The 23,103-nt window shown below is 39.0% G+C and carries 23 protein-coding genes; 3 read left to right on the plus strand and 20 right to left on the minus strand.

Going from position 1 to position 23,103, the window contains the following annotated elements; translation table 11 throughout:
- Window positions 1–357: 357 nt before the first annotated feature.
- The 10 genes from VEIS1202513_RS09430 to VEIS1202513_RS09475 form a co-directional block, all read right to left on the minus strand.
- On the minus strand, window positions 358–1,788 hold the full coding sequence (locus VEIS1202513_RS09430; RefSeq protein ID WP_213467412.1) for a [FeFe] hydrogenase, group A: 1,431 nt from the start codon (window positions 1,786–1,788) through the stop codon (window positions 358–360).
- 307 nt (window positions 1,789–2,095) lie between these two features.
- Window positions 2,096–2,470 carry a hypothetical protein gene (locus VEIS1202513_RS09435; protein ID WP_213467413.1) on the minus strand — a complete coding sequence of 125 codons (375 nt, stop codon included), beginning with the start codon at window positions 2,468–2,470 and terminating at the stop codon, window positions 2,096–2,098.
- A 444-nt stretch (window positions 2,471–2,914) separates the two neighbouring features.
- Entirely contained in the window at window positions 2,915–3,280 is a 366-nt protein-coding gene (locus VEIS1202513_RS09440) for a hypothetical protein (protein WP_213467414.1), read from the minus strand.
- Between the two features lie 355 nt (window positions 3,281–3,635).
- Window positions 3,636–4,007: a hypothetical protein gene (locus VEIS1202513_RS09445; RefSeq protein WP_119207103.1), complete on the minus strand. Its 372-nt coding sequence runs from the start codon at window positions 4,005–4,007 to the stop codon at window positions 3,636–3,638.
- A 75-nt stretch (window positions 4,008–4,082) separates the two neighbouring features.
- Window positions 4,083–6,554 (minus strand): DNA gyrase subunit A, encoded by a 2,472-nt coding sequence (gene gyrA, locus VEIS1202513_RS09450; protein WP_213467415.1) that lies wholly within the window; start codon window positions 6,552–6,554, stop codon window positions 4,083–4,085.
- An 87-nt stretch (window positions 6,555–6,641) separates the two neighbouring features.
- The gene (locus VEIS1202513_RS09455) at window positions 6,642–7,646 is read right to left on the minus strand and encodes a virulence RhuM family protein (protein ID WP_213467416.1); all 1,005 of its coding nucleotides are present in this window, start codon (window positions 7,644–7,646) and stop codon (window positions 6,642–6,644) included.
- A gap of 64 nt (window positions 7,647–7,710) precedes the next feature.
- Entirely contained in the window at window positions 7,711–7,887 is a 177-nt protein-coding gene (locus tag VEIS1202513_RS09460; protein WP_167386479.1) for a hypothetical protein, read from the minus strand.
- 179 nt (window positions 7,888–8,066) lie between these two features.
- Window positions 8,067–9,227, minus strand: a complete 1,161-nt coding sequence (sfsA, locus tag VEIS1202513_RS09465) for a DNA/RNA nuclease SfsA (protein ID WP_213467417.1) — start codon at window positions 9,225–9,227, stop codon at window positions 8,067–8,069.
- A gap of 161 nt (window positions 9,228–9,388) precedes the next feature.
- Window positions 9,389–10,252, minus strand: coding sequence for a HigA family addiction module antitoxin (locus tag VEIS1202513_RS09470; RefSeq protein WP_213467418.1), 864 nt, complete (start codon window positions 10,250–10,252; stop codon window positions 9,389–9,391).
- Window positions 10,253–10,268: 16 nt separating this feature from the next.
- Window positions 10,269–10,484 (minus strand): type II toxin-antitoxin system RelE/ParE family toxin, encoded by a 216-nt coding sequence (locus VEIS1202513_RS09475; protein WP_371732218.1) that lies wholly within the window; start codon window positions 10,482–10,484, stop codon window positions 10,269–10,271.
- 544 nt (window positions 10,485–11,028) lie between these two features.
- On the opposite strand from VEIS1202513_RS09475, the gene VEIS1202513_RS09480 reads away from it, so the two are divergent.
- From VEIS1202513_RS09480 to VEIS1202513_RS09490, 3 genes are all read left to right on the plus strand, one after another.
- Window positions 11,029–11,985, plus strand: a complete 957-nt coding sequence (locus tag VEIS1202513_RS09480; RefSeq protein ID WP_060924850.1) for a DUF1858 domain-containing protein — start codon at window positions 11,029–11,031, stop codon at window positions 11,983–11,985.
- Between the two features lies 1 nt (window position 11,986).
- Window positions 11,987–12,652 (plus strand): hypothetical protein, encoded by a 666-nt coding sequence (locus VEIS1202513_RS09485; protein WP_213467419.1) that lies wholly within the window; start codon window positions 11,987–11,989, stop codon window positions 12,650–12,652.
- A 264-nt stretch (window positions 12,653–12,916) separates the two neighbouring features.
- The gene (locus VEIS1202513_RS09490) at window positions 12,917–13,204 is read left to right on the plus strand and encodes a cupin domain-containing protein (protein ID WP_009351598.1); all 288 of its coding nucleotides are present in this window, start codon (window positions 12,917–12,919) and stop codon (window positions 13,202–13,204) included.
- A 123-nt stretch (window positions 13,205–13,327) separates the two neighbouring features.
- On the opposite strand, the gene VEIS1202513_RS09495 is transcribed toward VEIS1202513_RS09490, so the two are convergent.
- The 10 genes from VEIS1202513_RS09495 to VEIS1202513_RS09540 all read right to left on the minus strand — a co-directional run bounded on the left by VEIS1202513_RS09495 (window position 13,328) and on the right by VEIS1202513_RS09540 (window position 22,187).
- On the minus strand, window positions 13,328–13,849 hold the full coding sequence (locus VEIS1202513_RS09495) for a nitroreductase family protein (protein WP_213467420.1): 522 nt from the start codon (window positions 13,847–13,849) through the stop codon (window positions 13,328–13,330).
- Window positions 13,850–14,045: 196 nt separating this feature from the next.
- The gene (locus VEIS1202513_RS09500; RefSeq protein ID WP_060924853.1) at window positions 14,046–14,504 is read right to left on the minus strand and encodes an OmpH family outer membrane protein; all 459 of its coding nucleotides are present in this window, start codon (window positions 14,502–14,504) and stop codon (window positions 14,046–14,048) included.
- 259 nt (window positions 14,505–14,763) lie between these two features.
- Window positions 14,764–15,141, minus strand: coding sequence for a GerW family sporulation protein (locus tag VEIS1202513_RS09505; RefSeq protein ID WP_005384862.1), 378 nt, complete (start codon window positions 15,139–15,141; stop codon window positions 14,764–14,766).
- 155 nt (window positions 15,142–15,296) lie between these two features.
- A complete protein-coding gene (locus VEIS1202513_RS09510; RefSeq protein ID WP_213467421.1) occupies window positions 15,297–16,436 on the minus strand; it encodes a hypothetical protein in 1,140 nt (379 codons plus the stop codon).
- A 29-nt stretch (window positions 16,437–16,465) separates the two neighbouring features.
- A complete protein-coding gene (locus tag VEIS1202513_RS09515; protein ID WP_129823709.1) occupies window positions 16,466–17,044 on the minus strand; it encodes a cob(I)yrinic acid a,c-diamide adenosyltransferase in 579 nt (192 codons plus the stop codon).
- 124 nt (window positions 17,045–17,168) lie between these two features.
- On the minus strand, window positions 17,169–18,122 hold the full coding sequence (locus tag VEIS1202513_RS09520) for a M23 family metallopeptidase (RefSeq protein WP_213467422.1): 954 nt from the start codon (window positions 18,120–18,122) through the stop codon (window positions 17,169–17,171).
- A gap of 12 nt (window positions 18,123–18,134) precedes the next feature.
- Window positions 18,135–18,656, minus strand: coding sequence for a DUF4446 family protein (locus VEIS1202513_RS09525; protein WP_105086124.1), 522 nt, complete (start codon window positions 18,654–18,656; stop codon window positions 18,135–18,137).
- A 119-nt stretch (window positions 18,657–18,775) separates the two neighbouring features.
- Entirely contained in the window at window positions 18,776–20,041 is a 1,266-nt protein-coding gene (gene hydF, locus VEIS1202513_RS09530) for a [FeFe] hydrogenase H-cluster maturation GTPase HydF (RefSeq protein WP_213467423.1), read from the minus strand.
- Window positions 20,042–20,352: 311 nt separating this feature from the next.
- Window positions 20,353–21,282, minus strand: coding sequence for a ParB/RepB/Spo0J family partition protein (locus VEIS1202513_RS09535; RefSeq protein ID WP_119207075.1), 930 nt, complete (start codon window positions 21,280–21,282; stop codon window positions 20,353–20,355).
- A 134-nt stretch (window positions 21,283–21,416) separates the two neighbouring features.
- Window positions 21,417–22,187: a ParA family protein gene (locus VEIS1202513_RS09540; RefSeq protein ID WP_213467424.1), complete on the minus strand. Its 771-nt coding sequence runs from the start codon at window positions 22,185–22,187 to the stop codon at window positions 21,417–21,419.
- Window positions 22,188–23,103 lie beyond the last annotated feature (916 nt).

Genomic DNA, 23,103 nt, shown 5'->3' on the forward strand with positions numbered 1-23,103 from the left:
CCTTGCTGAACTCTCTTACACATTACTTCTCTATATATTATACACTATATAATTCATCTTTTCCTCATGTGAAAGCTAATTTCCTATACTAATTTATCATAATAAAGTTATAAAGTAACAGTAACAATTACTATACAAAACAATCCATTGATATGAAGTCATTATGATAGTACATACGGTCACAATCTAGTGCCTTATGAGATCCATACATATAACATATACAAAACTATAAGAAGGATAAATATAAAAATCCTACGAATCGCATGTAAGCTGACACTCAGTAGTCAATATCTACACAAGTATCAAGTCACTCATGACCCGTAGGATTTATTTTTATTTAGCTACATGGTAATACGATTAGCCCTTATATTTAGGGGATGTTGGGCATGTTTCAGGTGTTACGTCTTTGCGATCACCAAGAACAGCACTGCGGTCTGTGTAGTGTGTGTGCAATAATTCGTGTGCCTTGTGGCCCAATGGTTCGCCTAAGAAATCTTTGTACAATGCTTGGATTTCTGGGTTTTCATAGGAAGCAACCCATTTGTAGTTCGCATCAGCTTCGTAAAGACCGCCAATACGAGCTTCCTTAGTTTTCACAGCTTGAGGCAATTTAGTGCGCGGTTGACCACCGCCACCAATACAACCACCTGGGCAAGCCATAACTTCGATAAAGTCATAGTGTTTATCGCTATCTTTCAACGCATTGAGGAAGTCTCGTGTGTTTTTACCGCCATGTACTACAGCAACGGACAATGTTACATCATCACCTAATTGAACAGTAGCCTCTTTAACGCCTTCCATACCACGAACGTCTTCGAGGTGTGTCAATGCATATGGAGGTGGCTCTTTATCTGTGATGAGCTTGTACGCTGTGCGCATAGCTGCTTCCATAACACCACCAGTATTACCAAAGATGATGGATGCACCAGTTTCCATACCGATTAAGTCATCGAATTGGGACTCTTCAATAGCATTGAAGTCGAGGTTTTCCTCTTGGATCCAACGGATGAACTCACGTGTGGTAATGGAAATATCTGTATCCATGCCAAGGGATTCGTCATTGTGATAACGAGCCGCTGCATTTTCTTCTTCCCGTTTTGTTTCTGCTTTTTTAGCAGTACAAGGGTTTACAGATACAGATACGATATTGCTAGGATTAATGCCTTTTTTCTCAGCAAAATATGTTTTAATCATAGCTGCTTCCATAGCGATACAAGAACGTGTGGAAGACAAGTTAGGAATCAATTCAGGGAAGTAGATTTCCGCAAAGCGCACCCACGCTGGGCAACAGCTTGTGAACTGAGGAATTTGACCGCCAGTTTTAAGACGTTCCACAAGCTCAGATGCTTCTTCCATAATTGTTAAGTCCGCACCGAAGTTAGTGTCTACTACATAGTCCGCACCTAATGCGCGCAATGCACCAACCATTTTACCTTCAAGGAATGTACCGGGTTCGTAGCCAAAGCCTTCACCGATAGCTACACGCACAGCTGGCGCTGTTTGGATAACCACAATTTTTTCAGGATCTGCAAGAGCTGCTTTCACCTTTTCAAGCTCGGATTTAGCATGCATGGAGTCGAATGGACATGCAGCCGCACATTGACCACAGTGGATACATACAGGCACGTCACCGTTTGCATCGAGATCATAGTAGTCGAGTACGCTCATTACGTCCGCACAAGCACGACGGCATAACGTACAGTTTTTACACTTGGAAATGTCGTGATAAATGGATGGATTGTCTAGCGCAATCGGCACGCGTTTATCGATAAATTCGTATTGAGACATGAGGACCTCCTCTAACAAACTAAAACTACCAAACCTTTTGGGGAAACTAGGCCAAACTACAGAGCACTGTGCTCAAGGCGTACTTCCACATCTTACCTTTAGTATACGCTATAGTGAAAGTTTATACTATGTAGAAATGTCACACTTTTGTGCAAAAATGCGTAATATTATTCACATTGTACCACGAACGAGCAAATAATTCACCAACTTTTCGGGAATTAAAATTAAATAAAAAAACGCACGCCCTCTAATGAGAACGTGCGCGTGTGAAGCTTTCACAAAGAATCATAACACTCGAAGGATCAGATTATTTGTCACCCCAGATAAGTGTGTACACAGCGTATGCAGGAGTGCCTTGTTCAACCTTACGAGTAGATTTGTTAGGTTGTTCTTGTTTTACCACTTCGCCTTGTGGGTTGTAAAGAGTAACCTTAACGTCTTTTACTTCGCGTTTTTTGTGGTTGAACTCTTCAGTTACGATGTAGTGGTAACCTTCGTAGTCCATAGCTTTGATGTCCAAAGTTGCTTTTTTGTCATCTTTTTTAACAGAGTCGTTATCGATGGACCAAGTGATGCCATTGCTATCAGTACCAACAGTATACCAATTTGCTGCATCAACACTACCGATGCCACCAATCAATAAAGCGCCTGCTGCCAAAACAGCTGCCAATGTTTTTTTCATATGTTTACCTCTCGATTTAAATACAAGAATACGAAATCTAGTATATTCGATGAAAATAAATATTTTATGAAAGACAAACGTGCTCAATTATTAGACCTTCATAAATTAAATATTCCCTTACCAAAAATGCTATTCCCTTATTTTAGACCATAAAATAAGGGAATAAATAATTTGGATACATTTTATCTTACGTGCAGAAAGGGTTCTATCTCTTTGAGGCCGACTTAGGTCACTACTCCCAAACGCAGTTTTGGAAAGATTTCCTCATTAGGGGATGAGAAAACGGGTGAATATATCTCTAAGGACGACTTAGGTCACTATTCCCCTACGCAGTTTTGAGTAAATTAAATCATACGTGCAGAAAGGGTTCTATCTCTTTGAGACCGACTTAGGTTCCTATGGAGGTCGATGAGAGATAGAACCCTTTCTACTAGTAGAAGAAATTTACCAAATCAAGTGATACACGTGATCTAGATTACTTCCTTCTTGTATTTGTACTTTTGTATTTGCTAATGTTTCAGAGCCAATCATATAGCCTTGTGGGTTATATGTTGTAACATCAATGAGCTGCACTGTTTTATCAGCGCGATTGAATGTCATTGTATAAATGGAGTGATCTCCATTAGGATCTACAATCTTCAAGCGCAATGTAGCACGAGCATCATTTTTATCAACAGAATCATTATCGATGTAACCTGTACGACCAGCTTGGTCCGTATCCAATGCATACCAACTTTCAGCATGAGACACGCCCACACCAGCGCTAAACAATAAACCTGCTACCGCTAAACAAGCAAACCATTTCTTCATAACTATTCTCTCCTGACTATAAAATTCAAATAACTATGCAATCTGCATACCATAAATTCTCTACGCCTTCATTATAACACCATAATTGCATATTACTAATAAAAACTCTATTAAATGCATAAATTATATAGAACCCCTAAGGAACGTCTAGCGAGACCCCTATGGGCTTTAAATAATCCAATAGATTTGAAGGCTGATATTCGACCTGTAAGATTGGTAAGAAAACAGAAAGCCCCGAACTATTCTGAAAACGACTTAGTTCACTATGGAGGCTTTCAGGATAGTTCGGGGCTACTCATACGTTCTGAATATCTAACTAGACAGAGCGAATATCAGCTTCTATTAAATTGTTGGATTATTTACCCCATAGGGCCTGCATAACTTCCGCGCCCATGGTATCATCTTCAATTTTTGTAGGTTTTTGTGCGTCTTTGCTGGACAATAACGCTACGCCTGCAGCGCTGTATACTGTTGTATCAAGTTCTGTCCATGTTTTTTCTTTGCGATCGATGCGTACTGTGTAGATGTATGTGAAGCCTTCTACATTGTTAATTTTAACAAGTACTGTTGCCGCATCATCTGTTTTATATACAGAAGAGTTATCGATAAACCATGCTGCATCATCAGCATCAGCATCGATATAATACCAATCAGCGGCGCTCGCTTGGCCAAAGCCACCTACAAAGAAAACCCCTGCTGCAAACATAGCAGCTAACCATTTTTTCATTTCTAACTCCTTAACGCTAGAGACGACCATCTAAGATGGCCGCCCATAGTTTCTTACATATAGTATTAATACAAATTATTCTGCTACTTCTTCTTCGATTTCAGAACCTGGAATAACAGCAATGCTAGCTACTTTATCACCTTCGTCGAGGTTTTGTGTTTTCACACCAGAAATAGCTTTACCTTTTTTAACAGCAATATCATTCATGTTGAAGCGGATGATTTTGCCTTGTTCAGAGATAAGCATTACTTCATCATCATTATGAACAACTTCAACGGCAACTACGTCACCTGTTTTGTTCGTAATCTTGAAGTTCTTAGAGCCTTTACCGCCGCGTTTTTGCAATGTGTAAGCTTCCGCATCATTGCGTTTACCAAAGCCTTCTTCGGAGATAGTAAACACTTGTGCTTCGCTTTCATCAGCATTAATAACACCAGCACCTACAACCACGTCGCCTGCATTGAGTTTAATGCCCCGCACGCCGTGAGCCGCACGTTTCATAAGGCGTACATCGCTTTCACTGAAACGAATAGCGATACCCAATTTAGTACCGATTAAGATATCTTGGTCACCAGTCGTTACGTTGACGGAAATCAAGTGATCCCCTTCGTCGAGGTTGATAGCGTTGAGACCAGAACGACGGATGTTACGGTATTCTTCGATAGCTGTACGTTTTACAACGCCGAACTCAGTTACCATGAATAAGTTTACATCTTCTTGAACGCGTTCAAGGTCGATCATAGTCGTAACGGATTCGCCTACAGCTAATGGCAATACGTTAACCATAGCAGTACCGCGAGAGTTACGGGAACCTGCTTCTGGCACTTCGTATGCTTTGAGGCGGTATGTACGGCCTGTGGACGTGAAGAATAGCAATGTATTATGCGTACGTACATGCATAATTTGTGTTACATAATCGTCTTCCTTCGTCTTCATGCCGATAACGCCAGCGCCACCTTTATGTTGGTTGCGATATACGTTCGCGTTCATCCGTTTGATATAACCTTGTTTAGTCAAGGTAATAACCATCTCTTCGTCAGCGATGAGGTCTTCTACATCAAGGTCGGACGTATCGATTGTGATTTCAGAACGACGAGGGTCGCCGTATTTCTTCTTCATATCTTCAAGTTCGTCTTTGATGATTTGACGTTGACGCGCTTCACTAGCCAAGATAGCTTTCAAGTCTTCGATCAATGCCAACAATTCCTTGTATTCCTCTTCGATTTTTTCGCGTTCCAAGCCTGTTAAACGGCGTAGACGCATGTCGAGGATGGCTACTGCTTGTTTTTCTGAAAGCCCGAATTTTTGCATCAATGCGTTACGTGCGATTTCGTCAGTTTGAGAACTACGGATTGTAGCGATAACTTCATCGATGTGGTCAAGGGCAATCAACAAGCCTTCCAAGATGTGTGCACGCGCTTCAGCTTTGTTAAGCTCGAATTGAGTACGACGTACGATTACATTGAGACGGTGATCTAAGTAGTAACCCAATACTTCTTTCAAATTCAATACGCGAGGATGACCATCTACGAGGGCCAACATAATCACGCCGAAAGATTCTTGAAGTTGAGTGTGTTTATATAATTTGTTAAGAACGATATCTGGTTGCACGTCAGCGCGCAATTCGATAACGATGCGCATACCTTGACGGTCAGATTCGTCACGAAGTGCTGTGATGCCATCGATTACCTTGTCACGGCTCAAGTTTGCAATCGTTTCGATAACGCGAGCCTTGTTAACTTGGTATGGGATCTCAGTCACTACGATTTTATGCTTGCCCTTCGCCATTTCTTCAATGGTTGCACGAGCGCGCATTTTTACGCTGCCACGACCTGTGGAGTACGCTTTTTTAATGCCTTCCCGGCCCAAAATGAGCGCCCCAGTCGGGAAGTCTGGACCTTTAATTTGTGTCATCAATTCGTCCACAGTTACATCTGGATTATCGATGAGCATGGTAAGGCCATTACATACCTCGTTAAGGTTGTGCGGTGGAATATTTGTGGCCATCCCTACGGCGATACCGCTGGAACCATTGATGAGAAGATTTGGAATCTTCGCAGGCAATACTGTAGGTTCTTGCAAGCTTTCATCATAGTTCGGCATGAAATCAACAGTTTCCTTGTCGATATCAGCGAGCATTTCTTGCGTAATTTTCGCCATACGTACTTCGGTATAACGCATCGCAGCGGCACTATCGCCGTCGATGGAACCAAAGTTACCGTGGCCGTCTACCAAGAGGTAGCGCGTATTGAAATCTTGCGCTAAACGAACCGTTGCGTCGTAAACGGAACTATCACCATGTGGATGATATTTACCGAGTACGTCACCAACGATACGAGCGGATTTCTTGTACGGTTTATTTGGCATCATGCCTGTTTCGTGCATCGCGTACAAAATACGACGATGTACTGGTTTCAAGCCATCGCGCACATCTGGAAGAGCACGCATTACGATTACGGACATCGCATAATCGATATAGGCGTTCTTCATTTCTTTATCAATCTGAACGGGATGAATATTCCCGTGGGACCATTGTTGGTCTGCCACAATCTCACCTCATTTTACTAACACTGATTATAATACATCATAATATTATAGCATTTTTAAGGGATAAAGGCTATAAACCCTTTATTATTAACTATGTTCTTTCACAAACTTATCAAAATCAGAAATTACTTTCTGTTGTGTATTAAACGTTTTATATTCACTAACAGCTTTCTTCTGCGCTTGTGTCATAGAAATAAGTCCTTTGTTTGTTAGGATTTGATACTCATTAAAGTCTAAAAACTTATCTACACTTTCAATAAACGCTTTCATAGTAAATGTTTCACGTCGTTCAATAATACGTTCTATATAATCAAAAAATGAGGATACCATTCGCTCAAGTTGTTCAATCTCTTCAACCGATAAATAATTTTTTGCTACGATTACATCCTTCTTATAAATCCGCCCTTCCGGTCCAGATTCCCACGTAGTCAATCCCATATGATCCTTTGTAGCATCTGCATGACTATGAATGATCTCTGCAGCAGTTTGACCAGTAATAGCATAATGAAACTTATTCTGTATCGTTCCAAAAAATTCTCTAGTAATAGGTGATTGTGCATCATAATCGATTGCACACGCAGCAAATATATCTGTTACTTGTTGATATATGCGTCGTTCACTAGCCCGAATTGAGCGGACTCTTCGTAGCAATTCTTTAAAATAATCTTTTCCAAATGAACGTCCATTCTTTAGCATAACATCATCAAGAGCAAAACCTTTGATAATATATTCCCGTAAAACTCCTGTCGCCCAAATTCGAAATTGAGTTGCCTTTTTGCTATTTACTCGATATCCTACCGCAATGATAGCATCAAGATTATAAAAATCTATTACCCGTTTAACAGTACGAGTTCCTTCTATTTGAACTTGTTCCATTTTGGAACAAGTTCCTAGCTTTTCTAATTCGCCGTCAGAATAAATATTATTTAAATGCTTGGATATAGCCTGTGGATTAACATCAAATAGTTTTGATATATCTTTTTGTGTCATCCAAAATGTTTCATCTTTGAATAGTACATTCGTAGAAACAGATTCATTCTCTGCTTGATATACAATAACATTTCCTGTAATCGCATTTTCTAAGGATGTCATATAATTCCCCTCTATATCTATATCTCATTTTATTTCATACTTATAAGCTATTCCTGCTTATTATTTAATGAGCTGCATGATATATCATATCGTCCAAAATCTTAACAAAGTCTCGTTCCACACCTGAAGTATCATTACCAGTACTACCTATGCCTGTTAGCATAGTTTCTTTCCAATCATTCTTTGCCTTAAATCTAAATGAGATCAAATACTTAGCTTTTGTTTTATCCGCTTCTCCCAATTAGGGGCCTCGCCCCATGCGAAAGGAAAAGTGCTTTTGTTGTTGGGACTAGTCCACATATAGGGTTGTAAAAAAGTTAGACACTTATGAATGAGCGACTTAGGTCACTATGGAGCGAAGGAATAAGTGTCTAACTTTTTTAACTAGTAAACCACTATGTGACGGGGCCCCAACAACAATCACTTAACTAGCGCATCCAACATATTCATGCGATAATCTTCCACCACATTCATAAAGGATTGATTGTGTATGGGATTGTCCGTCATCCCAAATAGGTGACTTTTACAGTCGCAATCAGAGGATCCGAATTTAGGCACGTCCCATTCGGCAACGCCACGGACCGCATCAGCGAGAGCACATTCCGCATCAGCCCAGCTAGTACGAATTGGCAGACCTGCTATCATTTCGCAGTGACCACGGAAGTAATCTAGATGCCAGTGCATTTTCTTCCGTTTTCGCTTATGGCGCTCAATGCGCTTTGTTAAATTCGCCTTCGCAGAGCCTACGTACATATAGTAACCCGCCTTGAAATGCATCATTCCTTTAGAGCCGATCTCAAGGTCTAAATCATGGTCGAGATGCATGACCATTACGTACACGCCACTATCGTGAGCCTCTGTGTCGAGAATGCTACTCGGATAGGAACATTCATGGGTTACAGTGGGCATGGTAAAAGTATCATCCCACGCCACAGCAACGGCTTTCCAGTCTAAAGAAGTTGCGACCTCTTTAAAGGTTTTAGCAAACTCCAAATCTGTATGATAATCTGGCAAGAACCACTGTGCTTTGTCCCATTGTACGAGGAACAAAACACCTGTATGGTAACCTTCGTTTTGTAGTTCTTTCAAATGTAATAAATGCTTGCGTCCTCGTTCTGTAATAGCATCAGGGAACATGGCTCCAGTCTTGGAGAATAGCGTACAAGACTTAACCTCTAACAAGAACTCATGGCCTTTATCATTGGTGAGGAGCAAGTCAAAGCGAGATGATGTACCGTGTAGTTTAACTGTATACTCCCGTCTTACAATGCGCCACTCTTCCCATCCAGGGATGAGTTTATTTTCAATCAAATGCTGCGCCACATCATTGCTGTAGTTTGTATCGAGCATAATCACAACGCCATCGCGCTCGATGCCAACCACGCGGTATTTCGTTTTCGCATCCGGTTTATCGTGAGGCACGATGTACATCGTTACACCGGTGAACAAGAGCTCCCACATGCGACCAGGATTTGGCAAATGAGCGAGCACGCTTTCACCATTTAAATCTAAAGTCACCACAAAACGGTTTGGGCGACCTGTATATTTCGCTTTTAAAATTGTATCGTAAAGGACCTTCATTGTATCTCCTACATCAATAATATTCTATGTGTCTATTATACGCTATTTTGTTACAGGATGAGAGTCCTACGGATTGTACTTTGAAAGTCCTTACAAATTGCATGGTGAATGCCCTAAGAAAAGCCTAAGAAGTAACACCTTACCTATTTACAAAATCTGAATTAATAATTCACCACGGTTACAGGATCATTGTTGCGATATTTCCGATTACTGTGTGGAAAGTCTCGTTCTACCAAATTATGTAAAGCCTGGTCTAATAAATTCCAAAAATCATCAGAATCTTCCGTTGGTATACCAAGAACAATGGAGTTTCCTTTGGAATATGTAATACATGTTGAGGTTATGTTATCAATAATTGGCAAATACACAATAATCACACCACATGCTGCTAGCATATCCTTAAGAGGCTCTTTCACACCGATTAAAGGTTCACTAGAAAGGTCCTTAATTTTTGGTATAAATGTTCTTAGTAACTCTGCATCGTAAGGATTGACCTCTACAAAACGAGCCTGCCCTTTTGTAATTTGTACTAGTGTATAAATCGCACTCTTTTTAGCTGGTTCCATATCCTTAATATTTTCATATACTAAGGGCATAACCATTTCATCAGCTACATTTTTTAAAGAAGCTACCTCAAAAAACTTCTGTAGATTATTGACTTGTTCAGCTACCTTTTTCGTTTCTGGAACGATACCCAAACGTGCAAGCTTAGCATAACCAAAGGGCTTAGCGAAATTAATTTCTTCATCAATGGAGTTTTCATACTCCACTTTTAATATCTTTTCTCTGTAATTAGCTTCTAGACCATTCCAAAAACTTGCCTCTACACCAAATACCCGTTCAAGACGCATTGCCACATCCTGCGTTAGTGGTACTTCTCCATTAATGAGCTTACTAATGTGTTTCTCACTCATGTCCATTCGTGTAGCTAATTCTTTTTGGGACATATGTCTATCTTCTAAAACCTCTTTTATTGTCATTCCAGGCGGTATAGCAATAAAAGTTTTACTCTCATATATCTTCATATGTATATCTCCTATACTAATGATAATCAATAATTTCTTGAATCTCTACTACGTGAAACGTTCCATCAATATGTATAAAAATAAGTCTATAAGGATGTACTAAATCCATAGCATATTGAGTTTTGCGATCTCCAACCAACTTGTGACACCGACCTACACCATTTAAAATCAAATCCTGAATAGATGTAGCAAAACGAAGTTGATCAATTCTTAAATGAATTTTACGTGCCATCTCACGTCCGTATGCGCGTCTGGCAATATCCGCATCTGTACAAACTGTTTCTAACTTATTATTCTTATATCGTATATCCAATATGTCACCGACTCTCTCAAATCATAGTGAATGGTTGATACAATATAAATGGCCATTTATAATAATTTACCTAGTAGGTTAATTCTATTATACCTCTTCAAATACAAATGTAAATAAATAATTTACCAATTAGGTAAATTTAATAGCACTATGTAGTATCAAAAATCATGTATGCTATTAATAATTAATATTGAAATTTTTCATTTTTGTAGCTTAGGTTACATTATTACGTGTTAAAATAGTTTATACTAGGAACATCAGGTCAGTATTTAATACCCGTACTGATCGTTACGCCGGGTTTTGATGAGGCATCGCCTAGTTGATCTCATCACGCTGTTCGTATACGTGCGAAGCTTTCACAAAACCCAACGGCGTATATATTTTACAAACAAAGAATCACATAGATTAACTAAGTAGTTTTAGCCACTATTCTCCGCAGAGAGGGCTCGAGAAAGGATTTAATATGGCACAAATTGCAGCAAATTTACAACGCATTAAAAACGGTCAACGCCGTTATGCAATTACACCTCGCGTTCCTGCAGGTTTCATTCAACCTGAACAATTACAAAAATATATCGACGTAGCTAATGAGTTCGGCGCCGTTCTTAAATTGACTGGCAGCCAACGCATTATGATTACGAATTTGAAAGCAGAAGACGTAGATAAAGCTTGGGAAATGCTCGGCATGGAGCCAGCGTACACTGTATCTAATCGCGTGCGCAGCGTAAAAATCTGCCCAGGTACTACATTCTGTAAACGTGCTAAACAAGATAGCGTACATCTTGGCATGCAAATTGAGCGCAAATATTTGTCTCAAGAAATGCCAAGCAAAATGAAAATCGGCGTGTCCGGTTGTCTTAACTCTTGTACTGAAAGCCGCATGAAAGATGTTGGTATTATCGGTACTGTAGAGGGCTGGAATGTTTACGCTGGCGGTAGCGGCGGTGCTCATCCACGCATTGGCGACCTCATCGCTGAAGTAACAACTGAAAAAGAAGCTCTTGCATTAGTAGATCGTATCATTGCATACTATAAAGAAAATGCACAAATCGAGCGCATGGGCGAATTCATTGACCGCATTGGTTTAGAGGCTTTCAAAGCAGCTGTATTAGGCGACCTTGAAGGTGCTCCAGCTGAAAGCAAATCCGACGAACCAGCTGTGTTCTTGCCTGGTCATGGTAACGATCCTGAACCAGAAGCACCACGCCTCGAAGAAGGTGCCCCTATTACACCAGATACAATCATTCGCGATATCGTAGATACATATCCAAATGTTGTACCTGTGTTACAAAGCATTGGCATGGGTTGCCTTGGTTGCCCATCTTCTACGGCTGAACCATTATGGCAAGCTGCAGAAATTCACGGTGTCAATGTATACGATTTAGTTCAAAAATTAGAAACAGCACGAAAAGGAGCTTAATATGTCCGCATTCTTAGGTCACATCCATTACTGGTTATATCGTAAAATTCAATTGCTCGTTGAGCGTGAAAACTTGATTTTAGAGAAAACAACTAAGGTTGTTGATGATTTGGCAGAGGAATTGCACTCCATCTCCGTAGATACATACGGTGAGCCAATCAATCCAAGTATTCCTCTGGAAAACATCATCGATCATGGCAATATCCATGGCTGGTTGTCCAACCAAATTAACATCGCATCTGTTCGCGAAGCAGCTTTCATCAAAGATTTGCTCGACACTAACTCTGGCGACGAAGCGGTGAACGTAGTAACAGCTATTCTTGATGCGTTTGCTGTACAAGGCCAAGCATGTGGTGTTGTGGCACAAGATAACCTTGAAGAACACACTGCTCCAGCGATTTACAATGCGTTGCAAAACTTCTACGTAAATGGTATGCCTTGCGATGGTGGTGACCAAGTTGTTTCTGAAAGCCCTGACGAATTCACATGGGTTGGCGATCACAGATTACAAGCAGGCTACTGGCGTACAGCAGGCGTTGATCCTAAGTTCATGGCACTTGCGTACCAAACATGGTTCGAAGCCTTTGTAAAAGCGGTAGATGCTAACTTTGAACTTGTAACGACTGAAGAAAACGGCACACGTTTATATACAATCAAGAAAAAATAATTAATAAATACATAACATTCTGTTTGTTTAGGCACTATAAACGAACGAAAACGAGCACAAAAGCGAACGTAAAATTTTACGTTCGCTTTTGTGCCCATTTTAAATCTATATTTAATATATATTTCTTTCAAAACTGTAGCTATAGGCACAGCATTGATAAGCAATATCATTTATAATGTAAACATAAGGTAATTACACAAATTAATTAATTAAGTGATAGCGTCAGCTTTCAAAACATAAAAAGCTAGAATTAGGAGGTCTATTATGGCAGGCACAGTTAATCAAGAATTAGGTTTATTATTCCAAGGTCCTAACTATGTAATCGTAAAAAAAGGCGGCAAAGCTGGTGAACAAGTTGAAAAACACAATCACCCAGAAGCAAATGTAATCTTTACAGTAGTAAAAGGTAAAGTACAAGTATTCCTTAACGAAACTGAAGAACATGTACTTGTACCAGGCCAAGTATTAGAATTCAACGGCGACAACTACATCCAAGCAACACTTGTTGAAGACAGCGAATTCGTAGTAAACCTTATCCACAAACCTGAATAAAATACTAACAGAACCTACAAACACTATTAGAAAAGGCGGTTAATCGTAATTGATTAACCGCCCTTTTTGTATTACTTAAATTCTGTAGTGCTTACATTTTATAGAGCTTACATTTTAAAGAAATTAAAAGGAATTATAGATTGTAAAGTCACTTACATCAAAGCGTTTTGTATGGCCCGGTGCCGGTACGCAATCTGGATGAGGATAACCGATTGGGAATATCGCTACAGGTATGATGTTATCAGGCAAAGCATAGGCTGCTCGTACTTTACGGGGATCAAAATGAGCAATCCACGTTGTTCCTAGACCTATATCCGCCACGGTAAACATGAGGTGAGAACCTACAATACTAGCGTCTACAACACCCATATCCGCATCATCGTATTCCCGCTTCCAACTCACTTGATTATCATAACAAACAATAATCGCCAACGGCGCATTGAAGTGGCCATTAGTGCAGTCTTTTAGTTTATTAAGACTATCTGTCGTATTCAGCACAAGTAAGCGTTGCGGCTGATAATTATGAGCCGTAGGTGCTAATCTCACTGCCTCTAACAAGATATCTAACTTCTCTTGCTCAACGGGCTTCGTATCAAATTTTCGAACTGAATACCGCTCTGTGGCTAATGCTTTAAAATCTTTCATTAGATCTCACTCCTTAATTGAAATAAGCTAATCTATTTTAAAGAAAACACCTATATGTAACCTACAATATCTTATCTCTATACAGACTACTTCTGTTAATATATTTCTCTATATTAGTATAAAAGTCCTTTAAATCCAAAAGCCCCTTGTCTGAAATCAGACAAGGGGCCATTTCATATTATCTTTTTAGCCGGTATTATTTTTTAAGACGGCTAATTACTTCGTTAGTAATGTTTTCGATTTTGCTGTTAGCGTCAGCCGCACGGATTGTGTATGGATCATCCAATACTACATCCATTTTTTTCTCAACGCGAATAGTTTCAACTGCATTGTGAATTGCTTGCATCATAGGTTGAGCAATTTTGTTGATTTCATCGTTTTCTTTTTGAAGCAATGGAGCTACGGATTTATTGAATTCAGCTTCTGCTTGAGTTTGATCTTGAATTTTTTCAATTTCTTGTACTTTTTTCTCAATTTGTGGACGGTATTGAGCGTCTACTTGTTGCATTTTCATATCTAATGCACCATAGCCAGGGTAGCTATTTACTACTTGGCTCATATTTACTAAGCCAATGTTAGCAGCGCTTGCTACTGCAGCAGTAGCAGACATAGCACCAACGATAGCTAGGGTAGTTAATTTTTTAGATAATTTCATCTGAAATCCTCCTCGAAATAAAAGTGTCACTATACAATCCAATAGTGTACTATTTTTACTATAACAAATCTCGCTAACTTTCACAAGACTATGTTACATAGCATAATAAAGCCCTATGAAATGCTTATGAAAGTCTATAGAAGTTAAAATAATACCCACAAGTATACTCTGAAGCTATAATAGCAGTCGCTACGGACATATTCAGAGCACACATGTGGGTATTACGGCTTTCACCTAGTATTTATAATTCGACATCGAATTATTGTTCATCGTTCAAATAAATGTATTTATCGGATTTCAATTTGGACACGAGGTCAGGCACCAAACCGATAAGACGATCGAAGCTGCTGCTGTAAGGGTTGCCTTTAATGTTGAACAACTCAATGCGTTCGCCTTTAATAACGAGGATAGCGCTTGGTTCCATTTTGGCACCGCCACCACCGCCGCCACATTCGTGGTTTTTGTTAGCAGTGTTGTGGTTTGTACCAGTACCAAAACCAAATGTTACGTCTACGAATGGAACAAGTGTAGTATCGCCGATTTGCACAGCTTCGCCTACTACAGTTTCCACCTTAATCATATTTTTGAATTTCTCGAATAGGACTTCCAAATTCTCTTTTACATTACTGTTTTCCATCACAGTACCTCCGCTTTTTGTGAAAGTATCATTGCTGTACGTTCAATACTTAGGTTTTTATACTATGTATTTACTTCTATATGACATATACATTATTTGTAGACCTTATATATTGTCTTAATACAGCTCATTTACTTAGTTGACTTAATATATCCTTACGCTGTTTGACCTTGTTCGGCTTTCAGCTTTTCTAACTGCTTAGCTTCCTTCCGTTTAACCCAGAAGACGCGAGCGCTTTCACCCAATAGGGAACGCATTGGTTTAGATAGCAAGAATCTTGTACCATGCCAAGCCATGACAGCTAAAATGATGCGCCCTTTAATATGACCACTACCTTCACCGGCCCAATTTACATAATCGAGCTCGATGTTCTCAGCTTGTTCAGGCCAAATGCTGTACAGCATAGATGCGATAATCCCCATACGATATGGGTCACCAATACCAAATCGACCTTCTATGGCCACATCCCGTGGTTTAGAGTGGTCATAGCATCGCTTCGAAACAAGGAATAGCTGGTGCCATAATTCTGTATTTTGTACATGTTTCATGAACCAGAATGTAGGAATTTTAGACTTAAATGATGCTACCGGATCATTTGGATCTGGTTTTTCAAAACGATGTTTAACCGTCGTTTTGAGGTCTTTCACCTTCGTAAATACCTTTTCCTTGATAGAACCGTCACTGTTGAAAGTAACGCGGCTCACTGTTTCGTCATCGCTTTTAATATGGGATGTTGGATCTTGCTGAATGGAGTCATACCGATCAGCTCGAGCCTGTGCATCCATATCCTTAGAAGCTTGGTCAGGACGTTCAATGCGTTCATTTGGATTTTCAGATCTACCAGCCCCTGGTGATTCTTCATCACCAAAGGTAGCGTCAGAACGTTGAGAGCTCTTCAAATCTTCAAAGCTAGTGCCACTAGAGCTTGCAGAAGGACCTTGTCCGCCCCCTTGCATCGCCTTAGCAAAGGCCTCTGCTTGTGACATATCATCGTCTTCGTCCACAACTTTTTGGTATTCTTCGTCAACGCGATTTTCAAGCCATTCTTCATAGTCTTTCACAGGACCAATCTTGAGCATGCCCAAAATATATAATTCCTTAAAAAATGGTTTGTCCTGCAAATATGCTAGATGCAGTGAAAATACACGCCACAGCCATTTGACGCGCACCTCGCCTCGATATGGCGAGCGTCCGTCAACTTCGATGCTATATGTGATTGGTGTCAGTAGGATAATCAAGATGAGTGCTGCAATGATGGCCACAATAACGAGGGCCACAATAGCCACTGTACTCAACCACATCACCTCCTTAGGTGTACCTATGATTAGTTTTCAATACCTTTTCGAGCCATTACGCCTTGAAGGTAGTAATGTTTAACCTCTTTCATTTCCGTTACAAGGTCTGCCTCGTCGATTAACTCTTGAGGAGCCCCACGGCCCGTGAATACGAGCTCCGTTTCTGGATGACGAGCATCGAGCAAAGCCTTTGTTTTATCCCATGTAATGAGTTCAAAGAAGAGCGCCATGTTGTATTCATCAAGGACCACTAGATCGTACTCTCCACTGCTAATAGCAGCCAGTGCACGTTCGTATCCTTTTTCAATGAGCTCTACATAGTCTTTTGGCGGATTACCGGATTCAAAGACAACGACTTCATCACCCCATTTAGCGAGTTCATCCTTGCTTTTCATCCCTTCTTTGATGATAAAGAATGGCTTACCCACGGTTTCTAAGGTTAAATTCTGTAAGGTAGGTAAAATAGTATGTTCACTATATACTTTAGATTTCATAAATTGTAAAAAGAGGACTTTCTTGCCAGCACCGATGGCACGGATAGCTAGACCGATAGCAGCGGTCGTTTTGCCCTTGCCTTCGCCGGTATAAACTTGTACATAGGCCTTCATAGATATACCTCCGTTCATATACTTTTATTTTACAATATATATATGCAAAAATAAAGAAAAAGAACTTGCTATTAGTGCATTTACACGCATAACAAGTTCTTTTTTCTATGAATTATGTTTTATTTTAGTTACTAATTGGTAAGAAGATCATAGGATCTGTAGGAGATCCATTGAGTCGTACCTCGTAGTGAACGTGAGCGCCTGTACTTTTACCAGTGCTGCCCATCAAGGCGATTGTTTGACCTTGTTTTACGCTCATACCTACAGTTACCAATACAGCACTATTATGGCCATAACGCGTTACGAAGCCATTGCCGTGATCGATTTCAACGAGGTTACCATAACCGCCTTCTGTATAACCTGCAAAGGTTACAACGCCCGCAGCTGTTGCCACAATTGGTGTACCATAGTCATCCGCAATATCTACCCCTTCGTGGAATGCACCAATAGCGCCCGTTACAGGGTCCACACGGCTACCAAACGGAGAGGTAATAACACCCTTGCTCGGCCAGATACTTGGTGTAGTGTTATTCGTAACACCACCAGAACCAGCGGAGAAGTTAATGGATTGCATAGCCATAAGGTCTTGCGCCCCACCATCACGAAGAATATTACGCATTGTATAGAAGCTAACTAGCAATTTTTGTGCGTCCTTGTCCATTTTGGACAGACGAGCTGATAATTGTGCCGCTGTTAGCGTCTTTACTTCGCTTTCATCAGCGGCTGGCTGCTTTGGGTCGCTACCGTCCCCGCCACCTTGAGATGGTGTGCCAGATTCAGCGCCCTTCAGCATTTGCTTGTTTTCTTCGCTAATTTGATTTAAGTTTTGAATTTTCTTATCTAAAACATCTGTCTTTTGTTGTAACAATTTTAGCTGTTCAGATTGTAATTGTGTCTGTTGACGTAATTGCACAACCTCAGCTTGGCGCACGATGCCCCAAATGCCGAGAACCAATGCAGCGATAATTATAATAGAGCTTACAATAGCTGCAACCTTCGCTTGCTTGGTTGTTAATGTCAATATGCAGTTGTCACCATTTCTTTCAACTTTGTTTGAAATAAATGCCGGTACTTTCAATACAAACCTTCCTTATTTAGAAACGATGGCGCTCGTTAACGCTTCCTCATTGGTGCGCTCGCCCAACGCTTCGTTCAAACTCTCTAATTCTTCTTGTGAAAGACTTACGAGACTTTTACCTTTCACAATAGGTTTACTAAAAATACGGGATTCGCTACGACCGTAAATACTGGAGATACAGATACCGTTATTGTTGCCATCAAGTAATGTAAGCGCAAAAGACAAATCATTACCGATATTTTCAAAGGCATTATATTTAACAAAGCCAATTTTTTGTATCGTATTGCTTTGAATATTGCGGATCGCCGCTTGTTCGGTCATCATAGTCTCAAGACCCTTAGCAGCATCGCGAATTTCGCTAACCTCTACAGATAATTTACGTTCTAGGCTCGCACCATTGTCCCCTTGCATAAAGAAATCATATTTCTTTTTGAGGCTCCCTAAGCGAATGTGCAAGATTACACAATACACTAACAACGCTATTACAAGGACGATGGTCGCCATGCCAATCCACGGTTGAATCGATTCGAACATGTATATTCCTTCCTATACAATCATTCAAACTCCAACACTTAATTATACCATTCTTATTGTGAAAGTTAAATGACTGTATACAATTTAATTTAATATGTGTAATTAAAGATTAATTATACCTACCCTTTTATTTCGTCAATAAATGGGCTTATCGCTCGTTCTAGTATACCATGTAGAGCCGCTATGAGTACACCGTAATTTACGATTGGTGTGCCTTGTACAACGGCACATTCAATGCGTCGTAACACCTCGCGGCGTGTGAGCATACAAGCACCACAATGAATGATTAAATCATACTGAGATACATCTTTTGGGAAGGCGCCCCCACTAGTAAATTCCAGCTGTAAATCTGTATGACCTTGCTTCTTAAGAAGATTAGGAATCTTTACAGTGCCAATATCATCGCATTGGCGTCGATGTGTACAGCCTTCACTGATAAGCACCTTAGAACCTGCTTTTAAATTCTTAATCGCCTCTACACCAGCTACTAAATCTTGTAATTTACCCTTAAAACGGGCCATCAAAATAGAGAATGATGTCAACGGAATTGTATCAGGTGTCAATTCATCAACGCGATCAAAAGCTTGCGAGTCACAGATAACCATCTTTGGTGGATATTTAAGAGAATTAATCATAGCAGGCAATTCTTCTGTTTGGCACACTAGCGCTAAACCTTTATAGTCCAATATTTCACGAATAGTTTGAACTTGTGGCAAAATGAGACGGCCCTTTGGCGCTGCGCTATCAATAGGACATACGAGGATGATTGTATCCCCCTCTTCTACTAAGCCCTGTAATAGAGTTTGATCACCTTCTACATCAAGTGGTGTTAACCCACCCAAGAGATCAAGTAATTCTAAACGTTTAGCTTTAGATGTAAAATCAGCAGAGCCAATCACTGTAGCTAAATCAGATAATCCCTTATGAGTTTCTACATAAGTAGATACATCTGTTTTATTTTCTATGTTGTTTTCTTTATCATTTTCTTGGTCAATTTCTGCATTGATTTCATTTATAAATAATGCAATAGGCACATTGTTTTGTTTTAAAAGCCCTAACCAATGCATATCATCAGCAGTTGGTTCTTCATCAGCACGAAGCACATAGACAGCGAGATTAATCTTTTTCACAACCTCTTCTGTTTTCTCCATCCGCAATGTACCTAATTCAGTTGTATCGTCTATACCAGCTGTATCGGTAATCACTACAGGTCCTAGTGGCAAAATCTCCATAGATTTACTCACTGGGTCTGTCGTTGTTCCTGCTACCTCAGATACAAGGGATACAGGCTGATCTGTTAACATATTAATCAATGTAGACTTACCAGCGTTACAACGACCAAAAAAGCCTATATGCACGCGGTTTCCTTTAGGTGTTTGTTCCATAGTCTATCCTTGTTACTTAACGTTTATATTTATTACAAAATATAGTTAATCATCTTACAACATGTATTAGTATGTATTAGTACGTATTAGTACGTATTAGTACGTATTAGTATGTATTAGCATGTATTATGATCTACTAAGTTATCTTACAATATTATTATAACTCAATAAAATACCTTATATACAGTAAAAGCGCAGTCCGTAGACTACGCTTTTACCGTGGATTGTAAATTGTATTTACATTATACAGAATTGTTATCGGTTTGTCATTACTAAATTCACATAATTCGATTCGAATTTAAGTATATCAATTATACTCTAAATTCTACTGTTTCAGTATCGTCTGTATTATCTTGACCATCCATAAAAGCAATGAGACGTTCTAATTCTGCTTCAGAGGAGAAAGCAATTTCAATCTTACCTTGAACCTTTTTACCAGCACGGAATTTAATATTTACAGGAGAGCCTAAGCTTAGTTTTAAACGGTCCATAAGAGCACGTACCTCTGCAGTACTTTGTGGCTTAGCAGCCTTTGCTTTAGGTGTCTTATTTTGCATAGACTTCACAAGAGCCTCTGCTTGACGAGCACTTAACTCGCCCTCTTTAATACGTTCAGCAGCTTCAATTTGTTGCGCTGCACTACGCAATGCCAACAATGGACGCGCTTGCCCCACTGTTAAGTCACCTTCGATGAGATCTTTTTGTACAGAATCACATAGTTTTAACAAACGAACCATATTTGCAATATAAGAACGACTGCGACCTAGTCGAGCAGAAATCATTTCTTGAGTTTGTTTATACGTATCCATTAAACCTTGGTATGCCAAAGCTTCTTCAATTGGATCCAAGCCTTCACGTTGTAGATTTTCAACGAGGGCCACTTCTGTCATCTCTTCTGTATTATATTTCTTTACAATAACGGGTACAGTCTCAAGACCTGCAATGATAGCAGCACGGTAACGACGTTCACCAGCTACGATTTGGTATTTATTCTTTTGTTTACGTACTACAATTGGTTGAAAAATACCAAGATTTTTAATAGATTCAGCTAATGTTGCCAAACTATCTTCATCAAAACTTTTACGAGGTTGATCTGCATTAGGAACTAACTCGGAGATTGGTAGTTCGTGAATCTCCTTTTCAGGCAATACAGACTCTACCGTATCCACCTTCATTAAATTTCCAAGGCCCTTCCCCAAGCCGGATGATTTACTTTTCTTACTTTTTACTTCTCTAGGCATAACTAACCTCTCTCACCTTACATAGTGACTATATATCAATTTGTAACACTCAATTATTTAATAGCCAAGGTATTAGTCTAGTCATTTTAACTATTTAACTAAACAATTAGCTATCTATTGAACTGTTGAACTATTTATTTATCTTTTGAAGCTTTAATCACTTCTTTAGCTAGTTTAGAATATACGTCCGCCCCTTTAGATTTTGGATCATATACAATAATAGGTTCACCATAACTTGGGGCTTCGCTAAGACGTACATTACGTGGAATAATAGTCTTATATACTTTATTTCCAAAGAATTTTTTCACTTCATCAGCAACTTGAATAGATAAATTTGTACGACCATCAAACATAGTTAACAAAACGCCTTCAATTTCAAGGTCTTTATTAGATGTTTGTTGCACAATTGTTATAGTTTTTACTAATTGGCTAACCCCTTCTAATGCGTAGAATTCACTTTGAATCGGAATTAGTACGCTATCTGCTGCTGTAAAGGCATTTAATGTTAGCAAACCAAGGGATGGCGGACAGTCAATAATGATAAAATCATATTCGTCACGTACTGGTGCCAATGCTTTTTTCAACATTGTTTCACGTGAAACAACTGAAACGAGTTCCACTTCTGCACCAGCTAATTGAATTGTTGCAGGCGCTACAAATAGCTTTTTAAGCATTGTAGGCTGAACAATATCAGCAATAGGTTCACCATCGATTAGAACATCGTGTACACAGAGTTCTAAATCATCTTTTTCAATACCTAAACCAGAGCTAGCATTACCTTGAGGATCCAAATCAACAAGTAATACTTTTTTACCAGCATCAGCCAAACAAGCGCTCAAATTCACGGATGTCGTTGTCTTACCAACACCGCCTTTTTGATTAGTAATAGCTATAACTTTGCCCACTTAATTCACCTCACATGTTCGTTCAAAATATTTCTTTTTAATTATAACATAAAACAACGATAATTACGGTAATTACAAATCAAATTCTCGAAAAACATCTATAATTTTATCTATTAAACACATCATTTAATAATATACATAATCAAATATTAGCAAACAATATAATTTAACCTCATTTTGTATTTTCAAAATTCTTAATAAAAATCCTAATTGTTTCACGTGAAACAATTTACTTTTAATTTTTTAAAACGATTTTGAGTTAAATATGTACATAAATGTTTCACGTGAAACATTTATGTATAATCAAAAATTTACAACTTGCTCCGTATATAATTCTAGCAAAAAAAATTATGTTAAAAAATCAAGCTTGGTATATAAATATATACCAACTAATTAAGATCACATAAAAATTTTTCAAGCATATTTTTCTTTAAAAACAACTAAAAAATGCAATTAAATTTATTAAATTAAATAAGCCAATAAAAATATCTAAGTTAGCAAAACAACTGATCGCAAAATTTAATTAAACGTTTCAACTAATAATTAAAAATCAACACCAAGACAAAATTTAATATACTGAGTAAAATTTACAAACAAAACGATTAGATTGTTTCACGTGAAACAATCTAATATAACGTAGTAAGATTATTAAGTAAATATAACAGCGCAAAGTCTCTATAACATTATCATTAATAACTTTTAGGATTAAAATAGAATTCGATATAGCTTCAAGTTATATCAATACACTATTAAATTATATGAGAATACAGGCCCTATATGCTTTGACAGGCATTATGGATATCTATATACTATTAAATAGATAGTAATTATATTTATAGGCGTAAAAATAGATAAATCTTAAGATTAATCTAATCTATAAACAATATACTAATGATTAAGTACACGCTCTACGGAT

Source organism: Veillonella orientalis (genome assembly GCF_018406505.1).
Classification (GTDB): Bacteria; Bacillota; Negativicutes; order Veillonellales; family Veillonellaceae; genus Veillonella; species Veillonella nakazawae.

Excerpts from the sequence above, each read along its gene's own strand:
- VEIS1202513_RS09430 (WP_213467412.1), bottom strand. The coding sequence starts at position 1,788 with ATGTCTCAATACGAATTTATCGATAAACGCGTGCCGATTGCGCTAGAC.
- VEIS1202513_RS09435 (WP_213467413.1), bottom strand. The coding sequence starts at position 2,470 with ATGAAAAAAACATTGGCAGCTGTTTTGGCAGCAGGCGCTTTATTGATT.
- VEIS1202513_RS09440 (WP_213467414.1), bottom strand. The coding sequence starts at position 3,280 with ATGAAGAAATGGTTTGCTTGTTTAGCGGTAGCAGGTTTATTGTTTAGC.
- VEIS1202513_RS09445 (WP_119207103.1), bottom strand. The coding sequence starts at position 4,007 with ATGAAAAAATGGTTAGCTGCTATGTTTGCAGCAGGGGTTTTCTTTGTA.
- VEIS1202513_RS09455 (WP_213467416.1), bottom strand. The coding sequence starts at position 7,646 with ATGACATCCTTAGAAAATGCGATTACAGGAAATGTTATTGTATATCAA.
- sfsA (WP_213467417.1), bottom strand. The coding sequence starts at position 9,227 with ATGAAGGTCCTTTACGATACAATTTTAAAAGCGAAATATACAGGTCGC.
- VEIS1202513_RS09470 (WP_213467418.1), bottom strand. The coding sequence starts at position 10,252 with ATGAAGATATATGAGAGTAAAACTTTTATTGCTATACCGCCTGGAATG.
- VEIS1202513_RS09475 (WP_371732218.1), bottom strand. The coding sequence starts at position 10,484 with ATGGCACGTAAAATTCATTTAAGAATTGATCAACTTCGTTTTGCTACA.
- VEIS1202513_RS09480 (WP_060924850.1), top strand. The coding sequence starts at position 11,029 with ATGGCACAAATTGCAGCAAATTTACAACGCATTAAAAACGGTCAACGC.
- VEIS1202513_RS09485 (WP_213467419.1), top strand. The coding sequence starts at position 11,987 with ATGTCCGCATTCTTAGGTCACATCCATTACTGGTTATATCGTAAAATT.
- VEIS1202513_RS09490 (WP_009351598.1), top strand. The coding sequence starts at position 12,917 with ATGGCAGGCACAGTTAATCAAGAATTAGGTTTATTATTCCAAGGTCCT.
- VEIS1202513_RS09495 (WP_213467420.1), bottom strand. The coding sequence starts at position 13,849 with ATGAAAGATTTTAAAGCATTAGCCACAGAGCGGTATTCAGTTCGAAAA.
- VEIS1202513_RS09500 (WP_060924853.1), bottom strand. The coding sequence starts at position 14,504 with ATGAAATTATCTAAAAAATTAACTACCCTAGCTATCGTTGGTGCTATG.
- VEIS1202513_RS09505 (WP_005384862.1), bottom strand. The coding sequence starts at position 15,141 with ATGGAAAACAGTAATGTAAAAGAGAATTTGGAAGTCCTATTCGAGAAA.
- VEIS1202513_RS09515 (WP_129823709.1), bottom strand. The coding sequence starts at position 17,044 with ATGAAGGCCTATGTACAAGTTTATACCGGCGAAGGCAAGGGCAAAACG.
- VEIS1202513_RS09525 (WP_105086124.1), bottom strand. The coding sequence starts at position 18,656 with ATGTTCGAATCGATTCAACCGTGGATTGGCATGGCGACCATCGTCCTT.
- hydF (WP_213467423.1), bottom strand. The coding sequence starts at position 20,041 with ATGGAACAAACACCTAAAGGAAACCGCGTGCATATAGGCTTTTTTGGT.
- VEIS1202513_RS09535 (WP_119207075.1), bottom strand. The coding sequence starts at position 21,282 with ATGCCTAGAGAAGTAAAAAGTAAGAAAAGTAAATCATCCGGCTTGGGG.